This is a genomic window from Streptomyces albipurpureus, from assembly GCF_023701525.1.
Lineage (GTDB): Bacteria > Actinomycetota > Actinomycetes > Streptomycetales > Streptomycetaceae > Streptomyces > Streptomyces albipurpureus.
In genome coordinates, this window is the sequence record NZ_JAMQAW010000042.1 from 49,967 (window position 1) to 75,971 (window position 26,005).

Consider the following 26,005-nt stretch of genomic DNA (forward strand, 5'->3'; position numbering starts at 1 on the left):
TGCGCCCCGTCGGGAGCAGACCCGTACCCCCACCTCGCTCGTGCCTCACGAGGACGGATGAACATGGGGTACGGCCGTATCACGGAGGGCAAAACAGCAGTACAGCTCCAAGGCGCAATGACCAGGGGAAACAGCCCGTCCCGTACCTCCGCTGCGCGGAAAGGGGGAGGGGTACGGGGCAAGAGGGTACGGACCGTTTCCCCTGGTGTTCCAGGCTTCCGCTGACGCTCCAGCCGTGAAACAGCGACGACGACGACAAGGAAGCAAAAGGGCATAAGGGAACCTGATAACACGTGTCCTGGGGACCCTCGCTCGGCTCGGCCGCTCTGCTGCGCTCCGAGGACGTGTCAATCGGCACTGTCGACGGGTTCCACCGTTCGCTTCGCTCACCGGTCCGTCGGTCGTCGGCGCTCCCTCCGGCTGTGCCCAGCGCTGTGCTTGAGACAGGAAGCCCGCCTGGCGCCGCGCGCCCGGCTTGAGTGAGAAGTGACGAGCCGTGCGACGGCCCGCTATGCGATCCATCCGGGAGTAGATCACGCCATCAAGATCTTCCGGATCGTCAGCCAGCGGAGCTGGCCCGGGCGCTGGGCCGACCGCGAGATCACACGGCCCCCACCGGGGTCCGCACTCGACGGTCGCCACCCGTACCCGAGCCCACGAAGAGGCCCACCATGGCGCAGTCCCAGACCGAGCCATCGCCCTACGACACCGGAGCCCGGTGCGAGCCGAAGCTGTGGCAACCGAACGGTGAAGCCGTCACCGAAGTGATGCGCTCCGGCGAAGCCGAGGACATCGGCAACGTCGACTTCACCAACGACGGGGGATGCACGATCGTCACCGTGCACGTCTCCCGCAGCGATGACGGAATGCACACCGTCCACCTCATGCCGATGTGGAGCGACGATCAAGTCCGGGTCGAGCTTCACCGGGAGATGGACTTGGCGGTCATCGAGCCCTGCAGAAGCCGGTCGGTATGAGCCCACGACAGGCCGCCACGCCTACCCGGACATCATGGCCGCAGCTCTGGACTTCAGCTGTGGAGACCACCGAGCCACGGGGAGAGGAGACTCGAATGATTGCTGAAATGATTCAGGAATCGTTCTCGCACGTCGTCCTCGTCACCGGTTCCCGCAGCTGGAACGACGAGAAGAGCATGTGTGAGACGTTCAACGACGCCTGGCGCGAATGGGGTCCCGAGAACGTCACCCGACCGGTGCTCCTCTCGGGGCACTCCCCCAAGGGTGCCGACTCCATAGCCGAGCTGCTGTGGGAGGACGCAGGCTTCGAAATCATCCCCTTCCCCGCCGACTGGTCGACCTGCGGGAGAACAGCCGGCTTCCAGCGCAACCAGGAGATGGTCGACGCCGCCCAGGTTTTTCGCGAGGCCAGGGCTCAGGTGCTGTGCACGGCCTTTCTCGACCTCTGCCGGAGGCCCGGATGCCCGCAGCGAGGCCAGGAGCAGCTCATGCCGCATACGCCGGGGCACTTCTCGCACGGCACCATTCACTGCAGGTCTCGGGCTCGAGCCGCAGGGATCAAGACGACCAGCGTGCTCCATCCGTCGCCGCCGTTCTGAGACACACGAAGGGCCCTGCAGCACACTGCAGGGCCCTTCAGGGGCGGATGGGGAATGAGAGAGGAGTCGGCCGCGAGGCGAACACCAGGCTCAGCGCTACTTGCTTCGGTCGATGCCGTGCGCCTCGTCATAGGCCTTCTGGAGCGTCTTCGGGATGCGTCCTCGTTCCGCGAACTCGTAACCCTTCTCCTTGCCCCAGGCGCGGATCCTGTCGCGCTCCTCAGGAGTCGTCTCGGGTACGACTCGCTTCTTGGATGCCGGCTTCCCGGCTTTCCGACTGACCTTCACGTACGACTTCAGCGCATCTTCGAGGCCCTTCTGCTCCTCAGGGGTGAGGTCGACTTCGTACCAGGTGTCACCCAGGCCGAAGGTCACGGTAGCCGCATCCGGCTTACCACTCAGATCTGACTCGACAACGCTTCGAATGGCCATACCAGCGACAGTAGCCGATACGCAAGGACCTTGGAAAGCCTGTCATGGCCATTCGGGATAAGTGCGTCATTCAGAGCCCGAGTGAGACCCGAGAATGCTGCTAAATGAGCAGGAATGATGAATGATGCTGTTAAAATCGCAGCATAGTCAGGGTTGTCGCATGACCCGTTCGCCACCGACCAACAAGCCCGGATCGAGAGGTCCCCACCATGCCGATGCTCCGCACCATCGACGACCATTCGCTCACCGAGGAGGACACCGATCTCTTCGAGCTGCTCTGCCGGCGCAGGGGGTGGTCGAAGCAGTACCTGAAGGAGATCGAGTCCACCGAGCACGACGAGCTCCTGGACCTGGCCGAGATGGTCGAGGCCCTTCATGACGCCCGGAGCGGGGGCAAGAAGGTCACCATCGCCCCCGACTTCGACATGGACGGCATCTCCTCCGGGGTCCTCGGTTATGCCGGCCTTTCCGAGCTCGGGTTCGATGTCGAGCTGCACCTGCCGGACTATCGCCGCGGCCACGAGCTCGCGCCCGAGGACATCGTCGAGATCCAGGCGAAGTGGCCCGGCACGCGGGTCCTGCTCACCTGTGACGGGGGAGTGAACTCCCACCGAGGTATCGCCGCCGCGCGTGCCCTGGGCTGGACGACGCTGGTGACCGATCACCACGAGGAACTCGCGCCGGGCTCGACTGCGGACATCACCGTCGATCCGTGCCGGATCGACGAGACCTACGCCCACACCGGGATCTGCGGTGCCCACGTGCTTTACCAGGTGATCGAGGCCTACACCCGCGTGCACCGGCCCGAGAAGCTCTGGGAGATCCACCTGCTGCGCCTCTTCGCCGGCCTGGGCACCGTCTCCGATGTCATGCCCGTACTGTACGAAAACCGCCAGTTGGTGCGGGACGCGATCTCGATTGCCCGTCTGCTGCGCGTTGCCGCGCCGAAGACGATTCCCAATTCCTGGGGTGGGTTCGACGCTGACCCCCACGCCATCGACGTCGAGCAGTCGATCCTGATGCAACTGCTGCGCACCGAGCCGCATCACCCGGTCTTCCTGCGGGCCTTCGAGGGCTTCGCGATCGTACTCAAGGCCTTCGCCCAGGCCGGCAAGATCCGAGACATAGGCGACCTCGACGAAGGCTTCTTCGGCTTCTACCTCGCCCCGGCGATGAACAGCCCCCGGCGCACGGGAGCCTCGCTTGAGCCGTGCTTCGCGGTGTTCACGGCTGCCGGTGCTGACGTCAAGCTCACGGCCGCCCACCAGGTGATCGAGACCAACGAGCTGCGCAAACAGCTGGTCATCACACACATGAATGAACTCGTCACCGAGGAGCAGCCCTTGGCCCCGTGGGTGTACTTCTCGGACGCCTACCCGGGCATGTACGGCTTGCTGGCCAACCGGATGATGGAACTCAACGGCCACCCGGTCGTCGTCGTCAACCGACCCGCCGGCCCCGACGACTTCGTCGGTGGCTCCGGTCGCGCGCCGGGATGGTTCGACATCATCACTCACCTGGAGCCGCACGACGGTATCAGCGCCATCGGACACCAGCAGGCCTGTGGTGTCCGCGTCGCGAAGGCCGAGAAGCTGGACGACCTCGCCGCCGTGCTGCGGGAGGCCACCCAGGTCGCCCAGCTCGCCGTCAGCACCGCCGGATCGAACGCTGATCTCGTGCTCGGCCCGGATACCGACTGCGACGTTGGCCTCGAGGACCTGCAGCCGTTGTTCGAGCTGGTGCGCCGGACCGAGGGGCTCAAGCCCTTCGGGCACGGCTTCACCGCGCCGGTCGTCGAGATCGCGATCGAGCCCCTTGGCCTGCGCGTGGACCGGATCGGATCCGAATCGCAGCACCTGCGCCTGGTCACCCGGTCCGGCCTGTCCTGCCTGTGGTGGAACGTCGCCGAGGAGACGTTCGACGCGATCCAGAGCTTCGTGCGGCGCGCCAGCCGCACCGAACTCGGCACCCTGCGCTTCACGGCGACGCTACAGCTGAACACCTTCCGAGGCGACACCCGCGTCCAGGCCGTCATCAACGAACAGATCAACACAGCTGCTTGAACCCCGTAGAGGAGGGGACCATGACGTCGCGTCTGCTCGACATCGGGTGGTGCACCCTGGCACCGTTCGCCGTCGTCGCGGTCTACCTCGGCCTCGGCACCTTTGCAGTCCTCCTCATCGGGGAGCCGATCGTCGCGACCTCCGTCCTGGGCATGCTCGTCGTCGTCCTGGTCGGCTGGGTGAGGATCCAGCGGCCGCGGTGGCTCGCGCATGCGCCGGCCCCGCGACCGGAGTTGGAGATCCCACGCTTCGGGTGGACCGTCCTCGGCTGCGCGGTCCTGGCTTTCCTCGCCGGTCAGTCACTGGCCTTGTGGATCCACGTCACGGCCGGGTCTGCCGGCTTCGACGCGTCGAACCAGACCAGGCACGCGGCGGGAGCCCTGGCGACCCTGCTGCTCACCCTGGTTGCGGCTCCTGCGGGTGAGGAGGCCCTGTTCCGGGGGCTGATCTACCCGTTACTGCGCAAGCGGGTGCACATTCTGGCCTCCACGCTGGTCACCGCCGTGGTGTTCGGCCTGCTGCACGGCAACGCCGTACAGTTCGCCGCGACTCTGCCGTTGGCCGTGCTCCTGTCCCTGGTGTACGAGCGCACGCGCGCGCTGTGGCCCTGCGTGGTCCTGCATCTGGGCTTCAACCTCGCTGCCGTCCTTGTACCGGCGCAGATGCTCGGTGCTCTGGCGAACCCCGTCTCTGCGGTGCTGTGCCTGACCTTCGCCGGTTGTGCCGTGGGGCTCTACCGGCGGGTCGCCGCCGGGACTGAGCCAGGCGCAGTCCCGGGTGCGCGGGGCGAGTCCGCGATGCGGTGAGCGAGGTACCAAGCCTCTCCTGATGAACGATGGCGTCCTCCGCGCGGGCCCCGGCCGCCTTTCCGGCGCCGGTCCCTCGCGCGGAGGGCGTGCTCGTGGTGACCGGGGTGATCCGGTCACCGGAGGTGTGTCTGAAAGTAACTATTCAGGCATACTCGTCGGGAGAGGAGAGGATCTCACCATGGCTATCGTCAGCACCTGCGCGTACGACTCACGAGGACGGCTCGTCCGTCCCGACACGCTCGACATAGGCCGTGCGAAGATCCGCCTGGACCTCGACACCGGTGAGAGGGCGACCTTCGACCGCGGTCACACGCACGTCTTCGTTGTCTCCGACATGGGTATCACGGCCGAACAGGCCAGTGAGCGCGTGAACACGAGGCTGCGCCGGTTCTTCGACCGCGCCGAGGCTGTTCGCGGTTTCCGCAGGATCGCGACGAAGAGGAGCCAGAGCAAGAACCGGCTCAACCTCAACACCACGATCTCCTTCGAGATCCTCTACGTCGTGGAGGCGGACGAGCGATCCCGTAGCCGCAGTCCCGAGTCCCCCAGTGCGGGATGCCGGCGACGCTGGAGCACGGTCACCCCCGGATGATTCCCGCCGTCCACGCCTCACCCTCATCAGCACATGCAAAGAGGCCGGAGAGCTCCCTTCCCACGGGGATGCTCTCCGACCCCTCTGTTTTCACGTTCCAGTGCAACACCGATCCTCTGCCGCCAACGATAGCAGTGTCACGGATTGCCCACAATGGGCGGCGAGTGCCAGTCCAATGCCATCCAGCATCTATTGGCGCCTCGTGATCGACCGACTCGGACGGGATTCCGACTCGTGCCCGGCGGACGTGCCGGGGGCCTTCTGCGAGGCTCGGCCGAGCCGCCTGAGGGCCACATGGCGGCTTGGCGTGGCGGTCTGCCTCAAACCTGGCCGCCGGAAGGCCATCGCTGCCACCTGTACCACGAGACGTGGTACACCCCCGAGAACCGCGTCTGACCTGGGCAAGCGCCTGTACTGCGAGACTCTTTCCCGCACCGGGTGTACCACGTGGAGGTGTCGGCATGGTACGGCGTTTTGCCTGGTCAGCCAGCATTGCTCGCCCGCGTACCACGAGTACCACGTTCTTCTGGCCGTTTCCATAAGGGGTGCGTTCGGGAGCGGTCAGGCACTCCAGCCCCAGCTCGCCAGTTCGTTCGGCTGTCTTCCCGCGCGTGTATCTAGTCCCCTTTTCCTGGTACAAGTGGTACAGGGGGTATGTAAACACCGCCTGACCAGGCGTAACGCCTGTACCACGCAGAGGATGCCGCGTGGTACAGCCTGCCCTTGAACGCACGCAGCTACCGCTCTGAGCTGGAAAAACAGGTGTACCACGTCAAGTGGTACACGCTCAGATACTCATAGGGGGTATGTGGCTCTCGCGATCCCCCTGGAGGGCAGTCGATCGATGCCCTGATGGCAGTCGACTCGGCCGGTCAGAAGAACTCCTCCGAACCCCGACCGCAGGCCGGGCGGCTCACGCCGCCCGCGGGTGCGTGGTCGAGCGTGAGGGTCAGTGCCTCCGGGTGCGCGCTCCACGGAGTCGCCGGCCTCTCACGTCCCATCCAGGGCTCGCGACGCGTGCGGCCGTAGCGGTTGCGCGCGCCCTCTGCAGTCCCTGCCGGTTACCCTTTAATTTGCCAGTCGAGAGCCGTCTAATGCCCCAATCGACTTACTTATGGACTGATGGATCAATCGTTGCGAAAGGTTGCCCGGGTGGCATAGTGTCGAGATCGCGTTCCATTCGATTGCGAGTCAAGTCGGCTTCCCACGCATCGCCGGCAGGAGCTCGGTCACGATCGAGAAAGCAGCAACATGACACCTCCTGATGCCCCCACATCTGTATCTACCACCGGTTCCAGTGCCGGACCGCGCACCAACCCCGTCGCTGACGTCCTGACCAGCGTCATGGGGTACTTCTCGCAGCGCGACGACATGGCTCCGCCGAACGAGATCGTCACCTACGTCACCGCGGCCTACCTCGACCAGATCGACCCGACCGATCCTCCGACGCCCCGCGTGCTGGAGAAGGAGCTGCTGGCGATCGTGGGCGGCGTCATCAAGTCCGAGAACGCCAAGGCGGCCACGGCCGCCGAGAAGTACCCCCTGCCGAGATATCTGACGCACTGGCAGGTCGCGCAGATCCTCGTGCGTCTGCACCATGTCATCCGCATCGCACCCAACGTCAAGAACACTGACCGTGAGTACGACCTGCTGGCGATGTATCAGCCCACGGGGGGCGCGCGTGGGACGTACACCACTAGTGAGAACGACATCCGCACGACGGCGCGCATGTACAACACCCAGCTGCGCCTCAAGGAGTTCGACGAGGTTCTGGCCGTCCTGCGCGAGGACAGCCCGCGCAGGCACCAGAGCACGAACCGCGACTTCATCGCCGCGCGCAACGGCATCGTCTTCTACGGCGCTGAGCCAGTGGACGTCACGATCTTTGGCAAGAACTTCCACTTCGAGCCCAAGCAGGTCCACTCCTTCGACCCCGCCATCGTGCTGCTGACAAAGAACGACGTCGACTACGTGGACAACGCCCCGCGGCAGGTCATCACGCACCCCGATGACGGAGACTGGGACGTCGTCACCTGGATCGAGGAGCTCTTCGACCAGCCCGGTGACGAAGGCCTGGCTGACCTGATCTGGGAGATCATCGGCGCGATCATCCGGCCGTATGTGCGTTGGCGCAAGACCGCCTGGTTCTACTCGACGGAGGGAAACAACGGTAAAGGCACGCTCTGCGCGCTCATGCGCAACCTCCTCGGAGGTGGCGCGCATGCCTCGATCCCGCTCTCGGACTTCGGCAAGGACTTCGCGCTCGAACCGTTGGTGCGCGCCAACGCGATCATCGTCGACGAGAACGACGTCGGCGCCTTCATCGACAAGGCGGCCAACCTGAAGGCGATCGTGACCGCCGACGTCATCATGGTCAACCGCAAACACCGGATACCGATCGCCTTTCAGTTCTTCGGATTCATGATCCAGTGCCTGAACGAGTTCCCGGTCGCGAAGGACAAATCCGGTTCTTTCTACCGCCGCCAGCTCTTTGTGCCCTTCACCAAGAGCTTCACCGGGGCAGAGAAGACGTACATCAGGGACGACTACCTCCAGCGGCGCGAGGTTCTGGAGTACGTCTTCTGGTACGTGATCAACCGTGCTGGCGCGTCCTCCCCGGGGAACTACTACGAGCTCTCCGAACCGGTGGCGACCAAGGCGGTCCTGGCCGAGTACAAGGAGGCCAACGACCCCGTGCGCGACTTCTGGGTTGAGTTCCGCGATCGGCTGGCCTGGGACCTGGCACCGTTCACGTTCCTTTACGACCTGTACAAGGCCTGGTTCGCCGACGTCTCGCCGTCGGGTTCAGCCGTGAGCAACAAGCGGTTCATCACCGACCTCGTGGCGATCGTCAAGCTGGATGTCCTGTGGCACTGCCCGGACAAGAACCGCAAGATCCGACCCGGCCAGATGATGCACACCCCCGAGGTACTCATCGCTGAGTACGAGCTGAAGAAGTGGATGCACCCGAGCTACACCGGCAGCGACCCGAAGAAGAAGTCGCAGCCGGCGCTGCAGGCCAACTACCGAGGACTGCTCCGCCAGACGGGCGCACCCGCCCCGACCGACGACACCACTGAGGAACAGGAGCCACCTGGTCACGGCGATGGCTGACAACGGGCATGGGCGGCGGATCACCAACCTCGCCGTCCGCTCGCAGATCATGGCAGACCCCTTGGAGAAGACCACGGCTCATGGGTGAGGCGTCCTGGCGCATGGATGCCCCGCGGCGGGGCACTTCTCGCGACTCCGTCTGAGGCAGCGCCTGCCTCCTCCCCAGACACCGGCCGTGATGGTCGGACCGACGAAAGGAGATCCCGCCATGACCGCACAGCGAACACCCGTGACGGCCTCGAAGACACGCTTCACCTTCTACGACATCGAGTCGTTGTCGGACGCCTTCACTCTGTGCGCCTATACCCCGCAGCCCGACAGGGCCGTCGACGACCTGGAGATCTTCTTCCTCTCGGACGTCCAGCAGCTCTCCGACGCCGTGGACCCGCAGGCGCTCTATGAGGCCGTGGTGCGCTCCAACCCGGGCCTGCCCGCGGTGAGCGTCCAGCTGTGGAACCTACGCGGCGAGCGGGGCAACCTCCGTCTCGCCGAGCTGATGGGCCTCTCGAACGCCGACCAGGTCAACGACCGCGGCGAGGTCTCATCCTATCCGGCGAGCCTGCGCCCCGTCTGCGACACGGATCCCGAGTACGACCCGCTGAAGCACCCGTTCCTGGCCGGGTACAACTCGCTGAACTACGACATGACCATGCTCGCGCTGTATCTGATGGAGGCCTTCCCGGCTCCGCACTCCGGTCGTCTCGTCCAGCCGACCACAGCGCGCGAGATGCGCGAGCACAACGACGCGCTGTTCAACGAGCACATCGAGTACATGCCCGGCTACCTCGGCTGGAACGGACCGGCCGCCAAGATCCGCCGCGCCATGATGCACTCGGGCCGGCACCTGGACGTCGCCCGCCTCAACGAGCTGCAGACCAAGGTGAGCCTGAAGCGCCTGCTCGGGATGCTCGGCCGCCAGATCAAGGAGTCCGAAAAGCTCAGCCACGACACCTCGATCACCACGATCGAGGACCTCTACGAGCTGCTGGCCTACAACGTCTCCGACTGCCTGGGACTGGCCCAACTCTTCCAGCACCCGGCCTACGCCAGCAACTTCGACCTCAAGGCCGGCCTGTTGGCACAGTACTTCGAAACCGTCTACGCCAAGAACGGCTCGGTGCGCCGGGACCGCCTGACCATCGACTCGTCCTCCGCGAAGTTCGTCGGCCGCATCCTCGCGCCGTACACCTCGCTGAACGACATCGAGACCGTGTCTTTCCTCTATCCGGCCAAGGAGGTCGCCGACGAGCGAGGCATCTCCCAGGTCAACGTGCTCGACGAGTGCGTGCGCTTCTTCGAGGAGAACGTCGCACCTGACCCCGCCAAGGACCCAGCCGCGACGCCGGTGCAGGCCATGGCACACCGTCAGTTCATACAGGTCGTCGACTACTACCGTTCGATCGAGGGGCAGAACTTCAACGACTCCGTGGATTACCGCGACCTGTTCGACCTCCCGGCCAGGTCCTTGCGCGAGCTGCCGAAGACGCCGAACAACGTGCCCTACTTCCACCGCGACGCCTCCCCGTCGTCGTGTTTCGCGACGTTCAGCACAGGTGGCATCCACGGCGCTGAAGCGGACATGAAGGTCTTCGACTCCGACTCCTTCGAGCACCGGGAGCAGGCAGCCATGATCGGTCTCGCCAAGCTCCTCTACCCGGACGCCAAGGACTTCGTCGCCGAGGCCAAGCGCCAGCACAACCTACTCGCGCTGCCCGACGGCACGGCCGTCGACAAGCGGCTCGTGCTGCTGGGCTCGGACCCGAAGAAGGTGAAGTACCGCAAGTCGAAGAAGGACGACCCGGACCAGGCCGAACAGCTCGCGCGTGCGCAGGCCCAAGTGCCCGATCCGGCTCAGCTGCTGGCCACTCAGCGTCCGGACACCGAGGCGATGCACGTGCGCCTGGCCGACGGAACCGTGCTCGACGGCAAGGTCGTCCTGGCCGTCACCTCGGCGGTCAAGGCCGTCTACCGCGATGAGCCGGCGAGGAAGGCGCCCGAGCTGTTCACCACGAAAACCGACGGGTCCACCAAGCTGCACCCGAAGTTCGCACGGACCTCGGCAGGCCTCGTCATTCACGAGGACTTCACCAGCTACTACCCGAACCTGCTGCGCAACATGAGGGCGTTCTTCAATCCCGAGCTGGGCGAGGACCGCTACGCGACGATCTTCTTCGAGAAGGAACGTCTGGGCTTCGAGATGAAGCAGCCAGGGATCTCCGCCGAGGAGAAGACCCGGCTCGCGACCTTGCGCAACGGCACGAAGCTGATTCTTAACTCGGCCTCTGGAGCCGCTGACGCCGCACACCGGACCCCGATCAGGATGAACAACCGCACCATCTCGATGCGGATCATCGGCCAGCTGTTCAGCTGGCGGATCGGACAGGCGCAGACGCTGGCCGGCGCGCGGATCATCTCGACGAACACCGACGGCCTCTACTCCGTCGTCGACGGCGACAACGGCTTCGACGAGACCACCAACAACCAGGTACTCGCCGAGCAGCAGGCCGCCATCGGCATCGACATCGAACCCGAGCTGATGTTCCTCATCAGCAAGGACTCGAACAACCGGCTCGAGCTGGAGCCACCCAGTGAGGACCGCAGCGTCGCCGACAGCCCGATCATCACCGCCTCCGGCGGGACACTGGCCTGCCACGCAGGTACTACCCCGACGAAGTCGCTTGCCCACCCGGCCGTGATCGACTTCGGCCTGGCCCGCTACCTGCAGGCTGTCGCCAGCAGGGGAGAGGAAGCTCTTGCCGAGCCGTTCGACCCTGTGCTGGGCCGCAAGGTGATCGAGGAGGCAATCGACCCGGCCGATCCCGTACGGACACTGCTGCTGTTCCAGAACGTCCTCGCCGCTTCGCGCGGATCGATCACCTACCCGTTCGCCGCCGACCCGGTCTGCGCCGGGCCCGACCGTGACGACGGCGAGGACGCCGATGGGCAGCTGGTGAACCCGCAGGCCCTGCAGATGGTCAACCGGGTCTTCATCGTCCGCGACGGCACCGATGGTGCCGTGAGCCTGCACAACGCCGGCGCATGGAAGGTGAACCCGGCCAGCCAGAGCAAGCGGCGCGAGTCCGGCAGCGCCGGTGTGCGACGTGATCCGGTCGCGCTGACGATCCTGCGCCACCACGGGTGGGCGAAGAACCGCAGCGAGGCCAGCACCTCCGACGGCCTCAGGCTGCTGCCCGATGACCAGGACGCCGTGATCCGCCGAATCAACGGCATCGATCCGTACTGGTCGGTCGTCGTCGTCAACGACGACCTCCGCGCGCTGCCGCCCACCCGGGTCGAGCAGCTCATCGAGGCGCTCGATCTCGGCATCTACACCCGGATGCTTGACGAGACGTTCACCAAGAACTGGAAGAACGTCGCCTGATCGGCATCTTGAGTCTCAATCGAGGTTGAGGGCCGGTTCGGCTTGGCGCAACAAATGAATCGAGGGGAAATGAGTGCACATTCCGTTAAGAAGAAATGCAAATTCGAGCAATGTCAACAGTTCTTCGTGACGGGTAGTCGATGGGATAACCAGAGAGCCCAGAATCTGGGGTGGTTCTTGCAGCGGAACGGTGACGTGTGGTGCTCCGGCCATACCCCCGACTGGGTTGCCGATTGGCGATCTAAATGCAAGGAGAAACGATAATGCATGAAGAAATCGCGTCAACCGACGCCTCCGCCCACGACGACGATACCCAGGCCCAGCGGGAGAAGAACACGACCTGCGAGGGCATCCTGGTCCGTCGGGGCCTGATCTGGCAGAACCTCGACACCCGGCAGAGCAACCGCCACGTCGTCATCGAGTCAGTTGCTGACGGGGAGGTCCTGGTCCGAGATCACTACGGCACGAAGCGCTCCACCCTCAGCGTCTCCCGAATGCACACCCACTCCTCAGGCCTCCGGCTCGTCTCGCCCGGCGAGCTGAAGTACGGTGCGCCGAAGGCCCCTTCGGGTGAGACGTGTGAGAGCCGATGACGTCCCCGCGTGAGCGGGACATCGAGGGCTACCTCCTTGCCCAGTGCCGGGCACACGGCTTTCTGTGTCTGAAGTTCGTCTCTCCGGCCCGCGGGGGAGTGCCCGACCGGATCGTCATCGCCCCCCGCGGCACCGTGTTCGTCGAGGTCAAACGCCCCGGCGGCCAGTTGAGGAAGCTGCAACACCTCACGCACGCCAAGTTGCGCCGGCACGGGGCCGAGGTCCACGTCGTCGACAACAAGCCGAGCGTCGACGCGTTCATCGCCCACCTCCTCGAGTCCCCATCCGACCAACAGAGAGCAGCACCATGCCCCACAGATACATAGGTTTGTCGTGAGCGAGCCTCGCTACGCGTGCCGCCGGTGCGGCACGTGGAACTGCTCCGCCTGCGATGGACAGCGGGCGAACACGGACGTCCGATACGTCAACTACCCCTGCAAGCGCTGCCGGGGCCTGACCGGAACCCTCACCCCGACCATGCACACGGCCAAGATGTGGGGCACGCACAACGACGGCCCGCTGCCGATGGCGTTCCCCTACGGCGAGCGCCCTCCGGCCGGAGAGTGGGCCCTGGGTTTCGGCAGCCGGGATGTTCCGCAGCCGCACTACCGGGGGGTACCCATCCCCGCGGACATTCAGTTGAACCTGGAGTCGTTTGGGCGAGGGGTGGACGCGGCGCTGGAGCGTTACGGCATCGAGCGCGCGTTGTGAGGTACAGCGGAAAGATCCGGGAGTCCGAAGCTGGCGGCGCTCCAGGCTGGTCGCCGTCTGCGAATGCGACTGGACGCACAGAGCCGCCCCGTCTGCTGGATGAACTGCTGGCCGACGGAGGGCCCCAGGGTACTGAGCAAGCTCCGGGGCCGTCTGGGCGAGCCAGGGCCGACATTCCGCATGCGCCAGTTTGCGCGGTTTCGGGATCGATGAGACGCACGCCATCGTCGCTCTGGTCATCGGTCGGCATTACGCCCTGGCCGAACCCGTCTCGTTCAGTTCCGCCCGGCCAGCACCGGCCACCTGTACACCGCCACCGAGGAGATCTGACCGTGATCCGTGAAGAGCGCATCCCGCTCGCCACCCTGACTGAGGACCAGCTCGAATCCCTATACGCCCACATCGACTCCCTCACCAACACCCCGGTGCTGCGCACGTGTCTGGTGCCCGGGTGTCTGCGCCAATTCGACGCCATGGCGACGATGGCCGGCTCACCTATGCGCCCCGAGTGGTCGGCGGCAGGCTGGTCCATGCTCGGCGCGGGCAGCATCTTCCCCACGGGAGGCCACATCTGCCCCGACCACAAGGACCTCGTCACCAGCCACTGGCCGCGGCGCCTCGAACTGCCCTCCGGCCGCTGGTCCGTGGCCTGCCCGTGTGGCTGGTCTCCGGTCCCGCAGCGCTGGCACCGTCTCGTCGCCGCACAGTGGGAGCAGCACCTTCTCACCGAAACCGGTGCGCTGCCGGCCGCCCCGCCCGTCACCGACCCCGAACATCGACTCCCTCTGGCCGAACACACCGAGGAGTCCCTCGCAGAGCTGTACGACCGGCTCTGGGACGCCGAAGCCGACGTGCCCGAGCTCCGCGGCCTGGCCCGGGCCTGCTCCGTGGGTTACAGCCTCACGGTGCCCGCTCTCCTCGGAGCGAAGACTGCCCTTGAGAACCTCCGCACCCGTATCACCGTTGACTCCCGTGACTGGGCCGCCGACAAGCTGGACGCCTTCCTCTGGGCCGTCCTTGTTGGCCGGAACTGCGAGAACTCCGACTCCGATCACGTCCACAACGACATCGACTGTGCTGGTGACCAGCCCCTGGGGACCATCGCCGACCAGCACAGCATCCCCACCGACCAGACCATGCAGGCCAGCCAGCACCGCTGGTGGATCGCCAACGCCATCAAGGCCGTGCAGCAGATCGAGGACAACGGCATCGTCACGGAGATTCAGTAGCCGCCGCCGCGCACTCGCTGGCCCCTGGCCTGCATGTGGCGACGGCGGAGACCTGAGCCGCTTGCCACAGCCACGAATTCCCGGGCGTCGGCCTGTCCCGCGCCTTGCGGCTCCCCGCCACCGCCGACGGACACCTCGATCCCGTTGAGCGGATCGTTACCGGGCCCCTTTTTTGCACCCACACCTTCCAACGGTTGCGCCACCTTGCGTGTGGACTGCCCAGGCGGCTTCCAGGCCCGAGCTCTCCTAGCGCTGCGGTGTCTACCCGGCAGCCGCCGCCACTGAGAGAGACAGCGCGCCGAACGCTTCGGAACCCTCACTCTCTACGACTAAGCAACCGCATGGTCACACCACATCGATTCCCCAGCCCGCTCGACATCCCAACAGCATGAGATGTCTGACCGCCAATGGAAGAACAGTAAGGACAAGGAACATGACTACGCTTACCGCTCCATCCGCGATCTCGCTGATGCCACATCAGCAGCGGATGCACGACTTCCTTGTCGACCATCCCTTCGCCGGCGCGTGGCTCGACATCGGAGCCGGCAAATGCCTCACGACCCTCAGCGTCCTGCAGACGATTCGACCGATAGGGCACATCCTCGTCATCGCGCCCGTGGCGATCGCCCGCTCCACCTGGATCGACGAGATCGAGAAGTGGGGCTTCCCTATCCGGACGAAGTCGCTCATCGTCGACGAGAACGACAGAAAGCTCTCCAAGGCCAAACGCCTGAAGCGCTTCCAGGAGGTCGCCACCGATCCGCCGACGATGTACTTCATCAACCAGGAGCTGCTGACACAGCCGTCCCAGGAGACGAAGCTGCTCACGCCGGTGCCGGGAGCAGTGCCTGCCCCGACCGTTTCAACGGAGGCGACGGCGATCCTGGGTCTGCTCCAGGCGCGGGGGCCACTGGGCCGAGACGAACTGATCGACGAGTACCGCGCTCTGTGCGCCGGAAACGCCCACCACCAGTCTCCCGCCAAGACCGAGATCCGCGCCTGGGTTCAGGAGCTGCTCACGTCGCCCCTGGTGACACGGCAAGCTTATGACTGCCGAACCTGTTCCGGCGCAGGCTGTGCTCAATGCCGCTTCGGGCTCGTCGACCAGCTACCAGTCCAAGACATCAACGGCCAGAACACCATCGTCTGGCCCTTCCAGACGGTCATCATCGATGAGTCGCAGGGCTTCAAGTCACATGACTCGCAGCGCTTCCTGGCCCTGGCGAAGGTACGGCCGGCCATGACGCGGCTCATCGAGCTGACCGGGACCCCAAGCCCCAACGGCCTCCATGACCTGTGGAGCCAGATCTACCTGCTCGACCAGGGCCAGACGCTGGGGCAGAACATCACCGAATACCGCGACCGCTGGTTCACTCCGAAGATGGTGCCCGGCACCACGACCCCGGCGAAGTGGATCCCCACGGCCAACGCCGAAACCGAGATCCATGAGGCCATCTCGCACCTGGTGATGAGCGCGCAGAACACGAGCCTGCAGCTCCCGCCGCTCAGCGTCCAGGACGTCAACGTCACACTTCCGCCGGACCTGCTCCAGGCATACAAGGACTTCAAGCGCGACCTGGTCCTGGACATCGTGCGGACCTACACCGACGACGGGATGCTGACGCAGAGTGTCGAATCGATCGTTGCCGCGAACCAAGCGGTGCTGGCGAGCAAGCTGATGCAGTTCGCCTCTGGGACGCTCTACACCGCGGACCCTGACGACCCGGCCACGAAGGGTCGGTACGAGGTCATCCACGACAAGAAGATCGAGATGACCGAGTACCTGGTGCGGAACAGCGGCGGCGAGCCCATGCTCGTCGCCTATCACTTCAAGTCCGACAAGGAGCAGCTGCTCACGCGGGTCCGGCAGGCCGGTATTGACGCGCAGGCGTTCGACGGCTCGCGCGACATGGTCCGCCGGTGGAATGCAAAGCAAATCCCGGTGATGCTGCTCCACCCTGCCGCCGCGGGTCACGGCCTGAACCTGCAGCACGGCGGCTCGACGATGATCTGGTACACGCTGCCGTTCTCGCTTGAGCACTATCTGCAGACCAACGGCCGGCTCTTCCGCACGGGTCAGACGCAGCCGGTGACCATCCATCGGCTCATCGCCAAGGGCACGCAGGACGAGCGGATGCCGTCAGTGCTCGCTGGCAAGCAGCAGGTCCAGGACGAACTCATCAAGGCCGTCTCCGGGGACTTCAGCGCCGAGCAGGCGCTCCTCGCCGCCCTGCAGGAAGAGATCCGCGAGGACCTCAACGACCTCTGGGCTTCCGAGCGGGCCTGAAAGATGGACCCTTCGCATCCACCGACGACCCGGTTGCGATCCTGCAGCCGGGCCGTCACTGTGGCGACCGCTCGCCGAACACGCGTGATCAGGGAGGGAACTCCGTCATGAAGATGACCATCGCCCTGATCCCCCGATCCGCGACGAACTACGGGCGCGTGGGACCTGGATGCAGTTGGAGGGGCAACGTGCGCCCCACCTCCGCAGCCGCCGACCGCCTGGCCGACGGTAACGCCTACGACGTCGAGGTGGCGGCAATTCTCGAACGCTACTGCGTCGCCCCGGCTGTCGCCGAGTTGCGTCCGGAACGGGACACTCTGCAGGAGTCGGCTGCTTCCCCACGGCCGCTCGCACTACCCTTCTCGTCGCCCGCGTTCACCGAGATGCCTCTGACCGTCCCTGACCCGCCAAGGCTCCCCCCATACGAAGGGCCCGTCGTCGTTCTCGCCTTCAGGGTGAAGCTCCGGACGATCCTCTGATCCCCACCACGAACCACCGAGCCCGCTTCCCGATCAGCCTACGCCGCAGACGAGTTGTCGATGTCAGAGACCACCACACAGTCCCACCCGCGAAACGCTGCCGTCACCCTGCTCAGGATGACCGCTCAGGCAGAAGCCGCTCATCGCGCCGCAGACGGCGAGGGAGTCAGAAGCCGGCCGCGGAGGCCGAACCCGCCGGTGAATGACAGCGTGACTGTCCCGTCCTGGCGCACCTTGTCGCTGTCCCACTGCAACTTTGCCGCGTTCGCCGTTCCGTCCCCCCACGGTGTCGTACCGCTCGACAGGAATGCACCACCGCTCTCCGTGAGAGCGTCGCAGGTTAGGAGCAGTGCGGACATTCGCAACTCTGCGACTAGTCAAGTGGGACTCGGCTGAGCAAGTCGACCTGAGTAGAGACGTGTTGAGGGAAGCGACCCGCCCTCGCGTCCGCTGCACTTCACCTCTGCACAGGTCAAGGGCTGGCCCAGCAGCAGTTCCCAACGGGACTGGATAGTGCTCTTCTCGGCCTCGCGCCCTACGGGCGCCGGCCTCGGGGGTCTGGGTCGGCATAGCCGACCCGGGAGCGGCATCGAGACCGGAACAGGCCGGGTGTTCGTGCACCCGGCCTATTCCTGTTGATGCGTCGGCGTCTCGGTACGCGCACCCCCGGGGTCCGGTGGTGTCCACGAGGAGACGTTTCGCCGCCACCGACCGGACGCGACAACGACGCTGACCGCCGAGGCCCCGAGCAAGACACTGATGAGACCCGTCAATGCATCAGCCGGGACACGCATCGGCCTCCAATCAGACCGCTGACGGACTCCCACGAGCGCGTCCTGACGACCGCCTTGTCCCGCTTGCCGAAGAGGCTACGACTCGCTGCAACTGCGGCTGCAGACCTACGAGGGCGGGCTGCACCACCACGTTGCGCGGTTGGACCAGGAACCAATCGAGAACACGGAGCCACGAGTATGAACAGCATGGTGAGGCGCTGGAGCAGCACACGCGCCAGGCCCAGGTCAACCACTGGAGGATTGCGCTGGAACAGCTTCTGGGGCAGGGAAATTGCAGGCAGGCCGGCCGGCTCCTGAGCCCCGCGGGTATCGCGCAGCGAAAGCGTGACATCGCGATGCTGCGTGGACTGAGCACCCTTGGAGTGGGCCAGGTCGTCGATCTGGATACTGTTCAGCCGATTGACGAACACACTAGGGAGGGTTGACCGCCACCCCGGGAGTCGATGAGGCAGGGCGCGCCGTTGGTTCGCCATCTCCCAGCCCAAGAAGAAGTACGCGGTCGCCATCCAGACGATCTGCGGCTGCTCGCAGGGTGACTGGCTCGACATATTCGCCGCAGTCTCGACGACCACGGGACGCCCGAGCCCTGCGTTGACCAGGCACGCATGTGGGCCTTCGGCGATGTCTGGACCGCTAGCAATGATGGTTCCTAGATTACGAACCACACCACCGCGACGACGTAGAGCTTTGCGTCTACTGAGACTAACCTGGAGAGCACGGAATGCATTGGGCCTTCATTCAGTGGACCCCGGAAGTAGAAGGCGTCCACGAGGTCATGGTAACCGCGGATCACGCACACAAGCGGTGCGCGGAAAAATCCGAGGACACAGACGTTGTCGTTGACTTCGATGTGAAACTTCCTGAGGAGCTGCGGCACACCGTTTGGGGAGAAAGTAAGGATTCCGTTATGGCTGCGGCTCGCCGCATTGCTCTGGATATCGTTCCTTACGGAGGCCGCTACTCGACCCAATACATAGGTGAGGTCGCGTAGTCCCCTACCCACTGGACTGCACAGGACTAAAACCCAAGGGAGAAACATGTCCGCCGAGCGTCGACCCTGCCGCGCTCGCTACCGGCTACCGGAGGACCCATGCCCGTCCGTTACACCTTCTCCTCACTTCCCACATCCATCCGCCTCGGCCTCACCGCCGAAACCGACGAGGAGGCCGAGTTGCGGTCGCGCAGCTTGAGGACGAGACACACGACCTGTCCTCCCTCAGCAAACTCGGCGTTCGAATTGATGACATCTCCTTCGGAGACCACAGCGAGACCGAGATGGCCGAGCGGAACGAGGACGGCAGCGCAGGCTCCGCCGAGGCATAGGACCGCCGTTCGGCGGTTGCACGCCGTGCCCCGCCGTGAGCCATGTGCGCTCCAACGGCCCGGAGTGGGCGGTGACCACCCCACCCCACGAAAGGTATGGAAGTACGCATGACGCAGCGCGTCGTTCAGTTCAGTGGCGGCCTCGGCAGCTTCGGCGTCGCCCTTCGCGTCGCGGAGAAGCACGGCACGAGCGGCATGACCCTGCTCTTTGCGGATACCCGGGCCGAGTGTCCGGATCTCTGGCGATTCGCTGACGATACGTCCCGCCTGCTCGGAGTGCCGCTGACGAAGGTCGCCGACGGCCGCGATCCGTGGGAGCTGTTCCGAGACAAGCGGTTCCTCGGCAATGACAGGATTGCTCCCTGCACGAAGTACTTGAAGCAGATCCCGTGCCGCAAGTGGATGAGGGCGCACGCTCCCGTCAGTGATTCCCTTGTCTACATCGGCATCGAAAAGACCAAGCGCGACCGGGCACGTGCTCGTGCCATTGCGCAGAACTGGAAGCCGTGGCAGGTCCGGTTCCCGCTGTGCAACCGGTGGGAACCGGAGCTGAGCAAGGAGGAGTCCAAGGCCCGGCTCATGGACCTCTCGCGATGGCACGGAATCGAGCCGCCTCGCCTGTACGAGCTTGGCTATGGGCACAACAATTGCGGCGGGCTGTGCGTTCGGGCCGGCCAGAAGCAGTGGAAGCTCACCTTGAAGGTCCAGCCGGAGCGTTACGGGTTCGCTGAGGCCCAGGAGCAGGGCATGCGGGACCTGTTGGGTAGGCCGGTGTCGATGCTCAGGCAGCGCCGCAAAGGCGTTGCCTACCCGCTCCCGCTGTCCGAACTCAGGCGCCAGTACGAGGCTGCCGAGTCCACTTCTGCCTCCGCCTCCCCTCCCGCTGTCGGAATGGAGCCAGCATGACCAAATCGAGCAACAGCAACACCGCCGCACCCGAGCCGGTCGACCTGACCATGGCGCAGCCGGAGGGTCCTACTTGAACCCCCTCTGACCCTGTTCAGCGGCCTCGGCTCCAGTACCGGGCAGGTGGTCAAGGTCGGTCTATCGGGGGGCTACTACTGGGGGCATTCCACACCTGGGGGGCTTCAGTGCGGTGCGGTACTCGCTCGACGCGCCGCTAAAACATGTGTATGAGTACGACGTGGTCTGAAAGTATCCATGGGGAGCGCGGTGGGGCGCAGGCGGGGGAGCGCGGTGGGGCGCAGGCGGGGGAGGACGCGATGATGAGGTGGGTTCCACGGAAGACAGGCAACCGGAGCCGGGGCTTCGGCCTGCGCAGAGGCCCTGGCAGCAGACGCCTCGTGACCTTGGCGACTGGCGTGGCCCGCTGGCGTAGGGACCCGGCGCAGGGCGATCTCATCAAAGAGTGCGAGAGGCTGCTCGCCGATCTGCCAGTCCCGACGCCGTTCAGCGTTGAGGCGCTGGTGAAGAACATGGAGCAGGTGCTGAAGCGCCGGATTCAGCTGGTGCCCTTCGATGATCCTGACGGTGGGCTGGGCACGGCCTGCGGGCTTCGGATCAAGACGCCGGAGTTCACGATCGTGCTCTACCGGCGCCGGTCCAGTCGCAACCAGACCGAGCACATCATTCTCCACGAACTGGCGCACGAGTGGCTGGACCACGGATCTACCCTGACCCCTGACGAGATCGAGCGATACGTCCCTGAGCGCATCCGGGAGGAAGTGCTTCGACGCTTCTCCTCGGTTTTCGTCCAGGGGCGCGTCAACTACGACAGCCCCGAGGAGCAGCAGGCCGAAATGTCGGCATCCCTGATCAAGCGGCTGGCCCGCCGCACGAAGTTCGTCGGGGACGACATGGTCAGCCTCCTTGAGTCCTCGCTGTCCCACCCCGTGGCTCCGCCGCGTCGAGGTGGTCGCCGGCCATGAGCGACGGCGTGCTCGACTTCTTCCGCTATCTGACCGCGGGGGTGATGACCCTCATCGCCGTATGGCGATTCCCGGCGGTCAGGTACGGCGACGCCCATCGTCGAGCTCTCTGGGGCGCCTACGCGGGATTCGCCGTGGCCTTGTGGCTCTACACCCCCGCCCTGAAGCTGGCAGTGGACCGCATTCCCCTGGTCGACCTGAGCGCACTGATGCGGCACTTCGCCAGCACCGCGGCCATCATCGGGGCCCTGACCTACGTTGCGACCAGCTACGGCAAGAGCACTGAGGAGTTGGTGCCCCGGCACGTCGCGGTCTCCCGCTGGATCGCCCGCGCGGCCTACAGAGCGGGCGCCGTCGGCGTGGTGCTCCTCACCGTCCTGTTCTTAACCGTGGTAGACCGCCCCAGACAGAGCGAGGACTTCCTCACGGATCACGCCGGAGAGTGGGGCGCCGCAGCCTACATGACGGTTTTTTACTTCTTCCCGCTCGTCACCACGGCGGTCTGTGGATTCCAGTGGTCACGAGGTGCGCGGGCAGCCGAAACGACCAGCATGCGCATCGGTCTCCGGCTGATGGGAATTGCGATGTGGATGGGGCTCGTCCACACGGTGGCCCGCATCGCCATTGTGTGGGCAGCGGTGCTGTTCCCGCTGAGTGATTCCCTGGTGGAGACAATGATCGATCTCACGGCAATGTGGATGAACCTGCTGTTCCTGATCGTCGCGGTGGGAGCGAGCATCCCCACCACCAGTGCGGCCACCGCGCGCTGGAAAATGCTGAAGACCCTCTACCTGCTTCACCCGCTCTGGTTCGACCTGGTGAAGGCATTCCCCGGAACGAGCCTCTACCCGCCGGAGTCGCGCCTGGCGGAGCTGACGCACACACGTGTACCAGGTGACGTACGCCTGGACCGATGGACCCAGGACATCGCCGACGCCTGCGAAAGGCTGAGGTACTACGCACCTGAAGGCCTGCTGTGGGCTGCGGAGGATGCGACCGAATCGTGCTCCGACCCTGAGCCGGCCGCCGAGGCCTACTGGATCGCGGCCGCACTCCGGGCCGCCACCTCCACGAAGCCCAGCCAGTACGCGACCGCGCCGCTGCGGGAGAAGCCTTTCGTTGACACGAATAGCGAAGCGGCCTGGCTCATTCGGGTGAGCACCGTATATGCGCACATTACCCCGGCCGACGCCCAAGATCTTCTCCGTCAATCCGTAGAACTGGAATCGTGATCGCCCTGGTACTGGAACCCGAAATCCTATCCTGCCCGGCGGGTGAACGAGCGCTGAGATGGGGGGAATTGGTGACGTAAACGCGCCCGGGATGCATGGTCGAGCCATTCGGTGCGGACAGTATTTCCCGAGTCCGCAGAATGGCAGCTAGTGCCTTGGGTCAGGCTGTGGGTGGCGTCGGCTCCGCCCCGTAGGCACCACCCGTCCCCGACACGCAGTCGCCGGGGACGGACGCCGTCCAATACGGACGGTGCCCAAATTCTCAGTAATGGAGTATCTGCATGTCTCACCGCACCGGCATCGTCCTCGACTTCGGAGGCGTGCTCACCACCCCGCTGCTGCCCGCAGTGCTCGCCTTCGAGCAGCGCGAGGGGCTTCCGCAGGGCGCCTGCCTCACTGCCCTGTACAAGGACGAGACGGGCGTCCGGATTACCAGCGACCTGGAGCGCGGAGCGGTCTCCCAGACCGAGTGGAACGAGTTCGCCGGCAAGATGCTGGGCGTGTCCCCTGACGGCCTGATGGGCCGCATCTTCGGTGACCTCCGCCCTGAGCCGCGGCTGATCGACGCGGCCGCTGCGGCGAGGCGAGCCGGGATCAAGGTGGGCATCCTGTCCAACAGCGTGGGCCTCGCCCCCTGGGACCTGTACGACGGCTACGAGCTCGACAAGCTGTACGACGCCGTGGTGATCTCGGAGCACTACCAGATGCGCAAGCCCGACCCCGAGCTCTTCGAGATCACGCTCAAGCAGATGGACATGCCTGCTGACCAGTGCGTCTTCGTCGACGATACCGAGGCCTACGTGAAGGCGGCGGAGCAGCTCGGGTTCGCAGGGATACACAACAAGGACCCCCATCAGACGGTCGCCGAGCTTTCGAACCTGCTCGGTGTGGACCTTAGCGCTGCCCCGTAGTCGGTCGACGGGCCAGAGCACACGACCTCCGGTCCCGGACCTTCCTACAGGAAGGCCCGGGACCGGAGGTCTGCGCTTCGGCGCCCGAGCGAGCGTCTGGCGCCGGCCCGTGGCTTGGAGCGGGCGGCTCGCCGACTGGTGCGTCCCGATCAAGGGCTCAGCGTGCGTTCCGCAGGTAGGGATGCTGCTGCAGCGGATCAGACATGAGCGCGTTCACCGGACCCGCCGACTGCGTGCGAAATCCGGCTGGGGCAGCGGCCAGTGTCAGGATTCGCCTTCTACACCAGGCAGTTTGTGCTTGAGCTCGCTGACGACCTCGTTGATCTTGGCCATCATCTCGGCTGACAGGCCGGCGTGATTGCCGCGGGCAGCCAGACCCAGGATCTGACCTTCGTGAATCGAACCGAGGAAGCGGACGGCTTCGAGGAGCTCACGTGCCGCGGGCCCTACTTCGGCGTCGTCTTGGAAGAGGGAGGCATCGACGTCGAGAGCGTGAGCCAGGCCGGTGCGTACCGAATCCGAGACGTCGGTGATAGCGCCGACGCGGAGCGCGGCGATGTCGTCGGCCGTGGTGCTCGGGACGCCGCCGTGCTCGTTGACGGCCTGCGCGATTTGCTCATCGGACGGAGGCGTCCGGCCGGTGTACCCGTGCTCCAGAAGGTAGTTGATCTTCTCCCCGGCAGTGTGGGGTGAGGACGTCCGTTCGTCTCGCGAAAGAGCGGCGGGACCTTCTCCGAACGAGACGTCTTGGGCGGCCAGCAGCGCTTTCTCCGTCACGCCGTAGGCGTGCGCGAGCAGACCCACGTACGCGTCCTGGAGCCGGCGTCGGCCGGATTCCGCGTTGCTGATGGGGACGCGGCTGGTCCCTAGGACTGCGGTGGCCTGCGCCACGCTGAGGCCGGCGTCGCAGCGCAGGAGCTGCAGGTCCGCTGGACCGTCATGGGGGAAGAGTTCGTCGAGTGGCTGATCGAGTGCCTTGGCGATCTTTGGGAGCTTCTCACCCTTGGGGAACTCCTCGCCGCTCTCCCATCGCGCAACAGTCGGGCCGCCGACGCCCACACCCGCGTGCGCGCCGAGCTGCTTCTGGGTGAGCTCTTTACCGCGTCTGATAGCGCGCACCTTGCTGCCATCGAACTGGCGGGGCACATGAACTCCTGGCGGGGTGGTGGTCTGGATGACCTTGACGACGATCACTGCACCATAACGCCAAGCGGCTTGATCGATCCATGCATCTAACGTACGTTTATGCATCAGACCTGGTGGGTGGGGCGCTGTGTCGCAGGTTGATCTTACGCCCTGCCTATTTCATCGTTGAACTACCTGTCCCTCGGGGGCGGGTTCACCGTTGCTCGGCCGCTAAGTGGCCTGGGGCCGTGAATGGCCGGGTCTGGTTGGTCAGTCCCCGAACGGAGATCTGGATGAGTATTGGATTAGCACGCTCTCGCTCGCATGCCCGCTCCCCGGGTGGGAACGGTTGAGGCCCGCTGCTTCGAGGCATGTGTCGTAGCCAATACGGCCCCTGGCATCGCAAACCTCCCGGATCTCGCATATGAAGGAGCGCACCGATGATCCACCCTCATCCAGAAGCGTCCAGCTCTGACGAGTTCAAAGGCTTCGACGAAGCCCGGCGCATCATGTGGTGCCATGAGGCTCGTACCCGCGTGTACGAGCGGTTCAAGCAGACGAGCTTCATCGGTGACGCAAACGCAGCAGCGGTCCACGTCGACAACACCGCGAGGGTAGACCGCGTGTTCCTCGTGGCATTCGACAAGGCCGGCCAGCAGGTCGGCGTCGACACGCTCTACATCGACGAGCCGGATCAACACCTCGACATCGCATCCGAGTTCGACCACGACTTCACCGGCATGGATGTCTTACAGGACTCTCAGCTTGACCAGGTCATCTCTCGCGAGAACGGCTGGGTGGTCGACCTGAAGGTACTGCGCGAGTACGAGCCCTTGGCCGATCGCCGGGCCACGCAGCGCGCGGTGTTCCTGGCGCATCTGCAGGACATGGTGAGGAACGGCGCCGTCCGTGGATTCCTGTTTGGTCAGGGTGAGTCCGGTGACGCTGATGCGGCGTGAGATTCGACGGCCTCGTACTTCAGGCGACCTGGCCGGCCAGGCCGTCGGTGGGGTCGCCTGATCTCCGACGCTGTTGCAGTGCTGTACTTCCGCAACCGGGGGTCGGTGCGGCTGATCCTGGCGTCGAACCCGGTCCGAGTGCTCTGTGGGGAGGCATACCAAGGACCGGCTCACGCCGGTCCCGGGTGACTCCTCGCGGCGAGCCCAACAGGGCCACGCGGTTCGTCTCGACACCGTCGACTTCCAGGAGTGGCGACCATGGGCACGCCGGAGCGTACGACCTCGCGGTCCCGTTCCACCGCTGCCGCGCCGGCGCTACCGCGGAGAGACCACGCCCCGGCAGGCCCTGAGGGGAGTCCCTGCCGCGCCGTCCAGCGTCTGGATTCGGCCGGGTTTGGGATCGCGGCCCTCGTCCCTACCCGGTGGGCGGCACCACGCTCCTGCTCCGGATGGCGTCCGGTCCATGAACGGGAGGTCGAGCGCTGTCGCAGGGGAGTAGAGCCCT

The 26,005-nt window shown here is 65.3% G+C and carries 20 protein-coding genes; 18 read left to right on the forward strand and 2 right to left on the reverse strand.

Annotated features, from left to right (window positions below):
• Positions 1–671 precede the first annotated feature (671 nt).
• The gene (locus NBG84_RS30870) at positions 672–977 is read left to right on the forward strand and encodes a hypothetical protein (RefSeq protein WP_250922966.1); all 306 of its coding nucleotides are present in this window, start codon (positions 672–674) and stop codon (positions 975–977) included.
• Between the two features lie 95 nt (positions 978–1,072).
• Complete coding sequence (locus tag NBG84_RS30875) at positions 1,073–1,576, forward strand: SLOG family protein (RefSeq protein ID WP_250922967.1); 504 nt, start codon at positions 1,073–1,075, stop codon at positions 1,574–1,576.
• A 96-nt stretch (positions 1,577–1,672) separates the two neighbouring features.
• On the opposite strand, the gene NBG84_RS30880 is transcribed toward NBG84_RS30875, so the two are convergent.
• On the reverse strand, positions 1,673–2,008 hold the full coding sequence (locus NBG84_RS30880; protein WP_250922968.1) for a histone-like nucleoid-structuring protein Lsr2: 336 nt from the start codon (positions 2,006–2,008) through the stop codon (positions 1,673–1,675).
• A gap of 215 nt (positions 2,009–2,223) precedes the next feature.
• On the opposite strand from NBG84_RS30880, the gene NBG84_RS30885 reads away from it, so the two are divergent.
• The 15 genes from NBG84_RS30885 (at position 2,224) to NBG84_RS30955 (ending at position 23,416) form a co-directional block, all read left to right on the forward strand.
• Positions 2,224–4,071, forward strand: coding sequence for a DHH family phosphoesterase (locus NBG84_RS30885; RefSeq protein ID WP_285368130.1), 1,848 nt, complete (start codon positions 2,224–2,226; stop codon positions 4,069–4,071).
• Positions 4,072–4,091: 20 nt separating this feature from the next.
• On the forward strand, positions 4,092–4,877 hold the full coding sequence (locus NBG84_RS30890) for a CPBP family intramembrane glutamic endopeptidase (protein WP_250922970.1): 786 nt from the start codon (positions 4,092–4,094) through the stop codon (positions 4,875–4,877).
• Positions 4,878–5,058: 181 nt separating this feature from the next.
• On the forward strand, positions 5,059–5,472 hold the full coding sequence (locus NBG84_RS30895) for a hypothetical protein (protein WP_250922971.1): 414 nt from the start codon (positions 5,059–5,061) through the stop codon (positions 5,470–5,472).
• Positions 5,473–6,723: 1,251 nt separating this feature from the next.
• Positions 6,724–8,586 carry a DNA primase family protein gene (locus NBG84_RS30900; RefSeq protein WP_250922972.1) on the forward strand — a complete coding sequence of 621 codons (1,863 nt, stop codon included), beginning with the start codon at positions 6,724–6,726 and terminating at the stop codon, positions 8,584–8,586.
• A 208-nt stretch (positions 8,587–8,794) separates the two neighbouring features.
• The gene (locus NBG84_RS30905) at positions 8,795–11,968 is read left to right on the forward strand and encodes a hypothetical protein (protein WP_250922973.1); all 3,174 of its coding nucleotides are present in this window, start codon (positions 8,795–8,797) and stop codon (positions 11,966–11,968) included.
• A 263-nt stretch (positions 11,969–12,231) separates the two neighbouring features.
• Positions 12,232–12,561, forward strand: coding sequence for a hypothetical protein (locus tag NBG84_RS30910; protein WP_250922974.1), 330 nt, complete (start codon positions 12,232–12,234; stop codon positions 12,559–12,561).
• Entirely contained in the window at positions 12,558–12,887 is a 330-nt protein-coding gene (locus NBG84_RS30915; RefSeq protein ID WP_250922975.1) for a VRR-NUC domain-containing protein, read from the forward strand. The genes NBG84_RS30910 and NBG84_RS30915 overlap by 4 nt, the downstream gene beginning before the upstream one ends.
• 7 nt (positions 12,888–12,894) lie before the next feature.
• Positions 12,895–13,272 (forward strand): hypothetical protein, encoded by a 378-nt coding sequence (locus tag NBG84_RS30920; protein WP_250922976.1) that lies wholly within the window; start codon positions 12,895–12,897, stop codon positions 13,270–13,272.
• 332 nt (positions 13,273–13,604) lie between these two features.
• Positions 13,605–14,501 carry a hypothetical protein gene (locus NBG84_RS30925; RefSeq protein WP_250922977.1) on the forward strand — a complete coding sequence of 299 codons (897 nt, stop codon included), beginning with the start codon at positions 13,605–13,607 and terminating at the stop codon, positions 14,499–14,501.
• A 433-nt stretch (positions 14,502–14,934) separates the two neighbouring features.
• Positions 14,935–16,788: an SNF2-related protein gene (locus NBG84_RS30930; RefSeq protein WP_250922978.1), complete on the forward strand. Its 1,854-nt coding sequence runs from the start codon at positions 14,935–14,937 to the stop codon at positions 16,786–16,788.
• A gap of 107 nt (positions 16,789–16,895) precedes the next feature.
• On the forward strand, positions 16,896–17,267 hold the full coding sequence (locus tag NBG84_RS30935; protein WP_250922979.1) for a hypothetical protein: 372 nt from the start codon (positions 16,896–16,898) through the stop codon (positions 17,265–17,267).
• 2,225 nt (positions 17,268–19,492) lie between these two features.
• A complete protein-coding gene (locus NBG84_RS30940) occupies positions 19,493–20,290 on the forward strand; it encodes a hypothetical protein (RefSeq protein ID WP_250922980.1) in 798 nt (265 codons plus the stop codon).
• Between the two features lie 398 nt (positions 20,291–20,688).
• Positions 20,689–21,273, forward strand: a complete 585-nt coding sequence (locus tag NBG84_RS30945) for a hypothetical protein (RefSeq protein WP_250922981.1) — start codon at positions 20,689–20,691, stop codon at positions 21,271–21,273.
• Positions 21,270–22,505, forward strand: a complete 1,236-nt coding sequence (locus NBG84_RS30950; protein ID WP_250922982.1) for an MAB_1171c family putative transporter — start codon at positions 21,270–21,272, stop codon at positions 22,503–22,505. The genes NBG84_RS30945 and NBG84_RS30950 overlap by 4 nt, the downstream gene beginning before the upstream one ends.
• A gap of 281 nt (positions 22,506–22,786) precedes the next feature.
• On the forward strand, positions 22,787–23,416 hold the full coding sequence (locus tag NBG84_RS30955) for an HAD-IA family hydrolase (protein WP_250922983.1): 630 nt from the start codon (positions 22,787–22,789) through the stop codon (positions 23,414–23,416).
• A 264-nt stretch (positions 23,417–23,680) separates the two neighbouring features.
• On the opposite strand, the gene NBG84_RS30960 is transcribed toward NBG84_RS30955, so the two are convergent.
• Positions 23,681–24,610, reverse strand: a complete 930-nt coding sequence (locus NBG84_RS30960) for a helix-turn-helix domain-containing protein (protein ID WP_250922984.1) — start codon at positions 24,608–24,610, stop codon at positions 23,681–23,683.
• Positions 24,611–24,981: 371 nt separating this feature from the next.
• On the opposite strand from NBG84_RS30960, the gene NBG84_RS30965 reads away from it, so the two are divergent.
• The gene (locus tag NBG84_RS30965) at positions 24,982–25,500 is read left to right on the forward strand and encodes a hypothetical protein (protein WP_250922985.1); all 519 of its coding nucleotides are present in this window, start codon (positions 24,982–24,984) and stop codon (positions 25,498–25,500) included.
• Positions 25,501–26,005 lie beyond the last annotated feature (505 nt).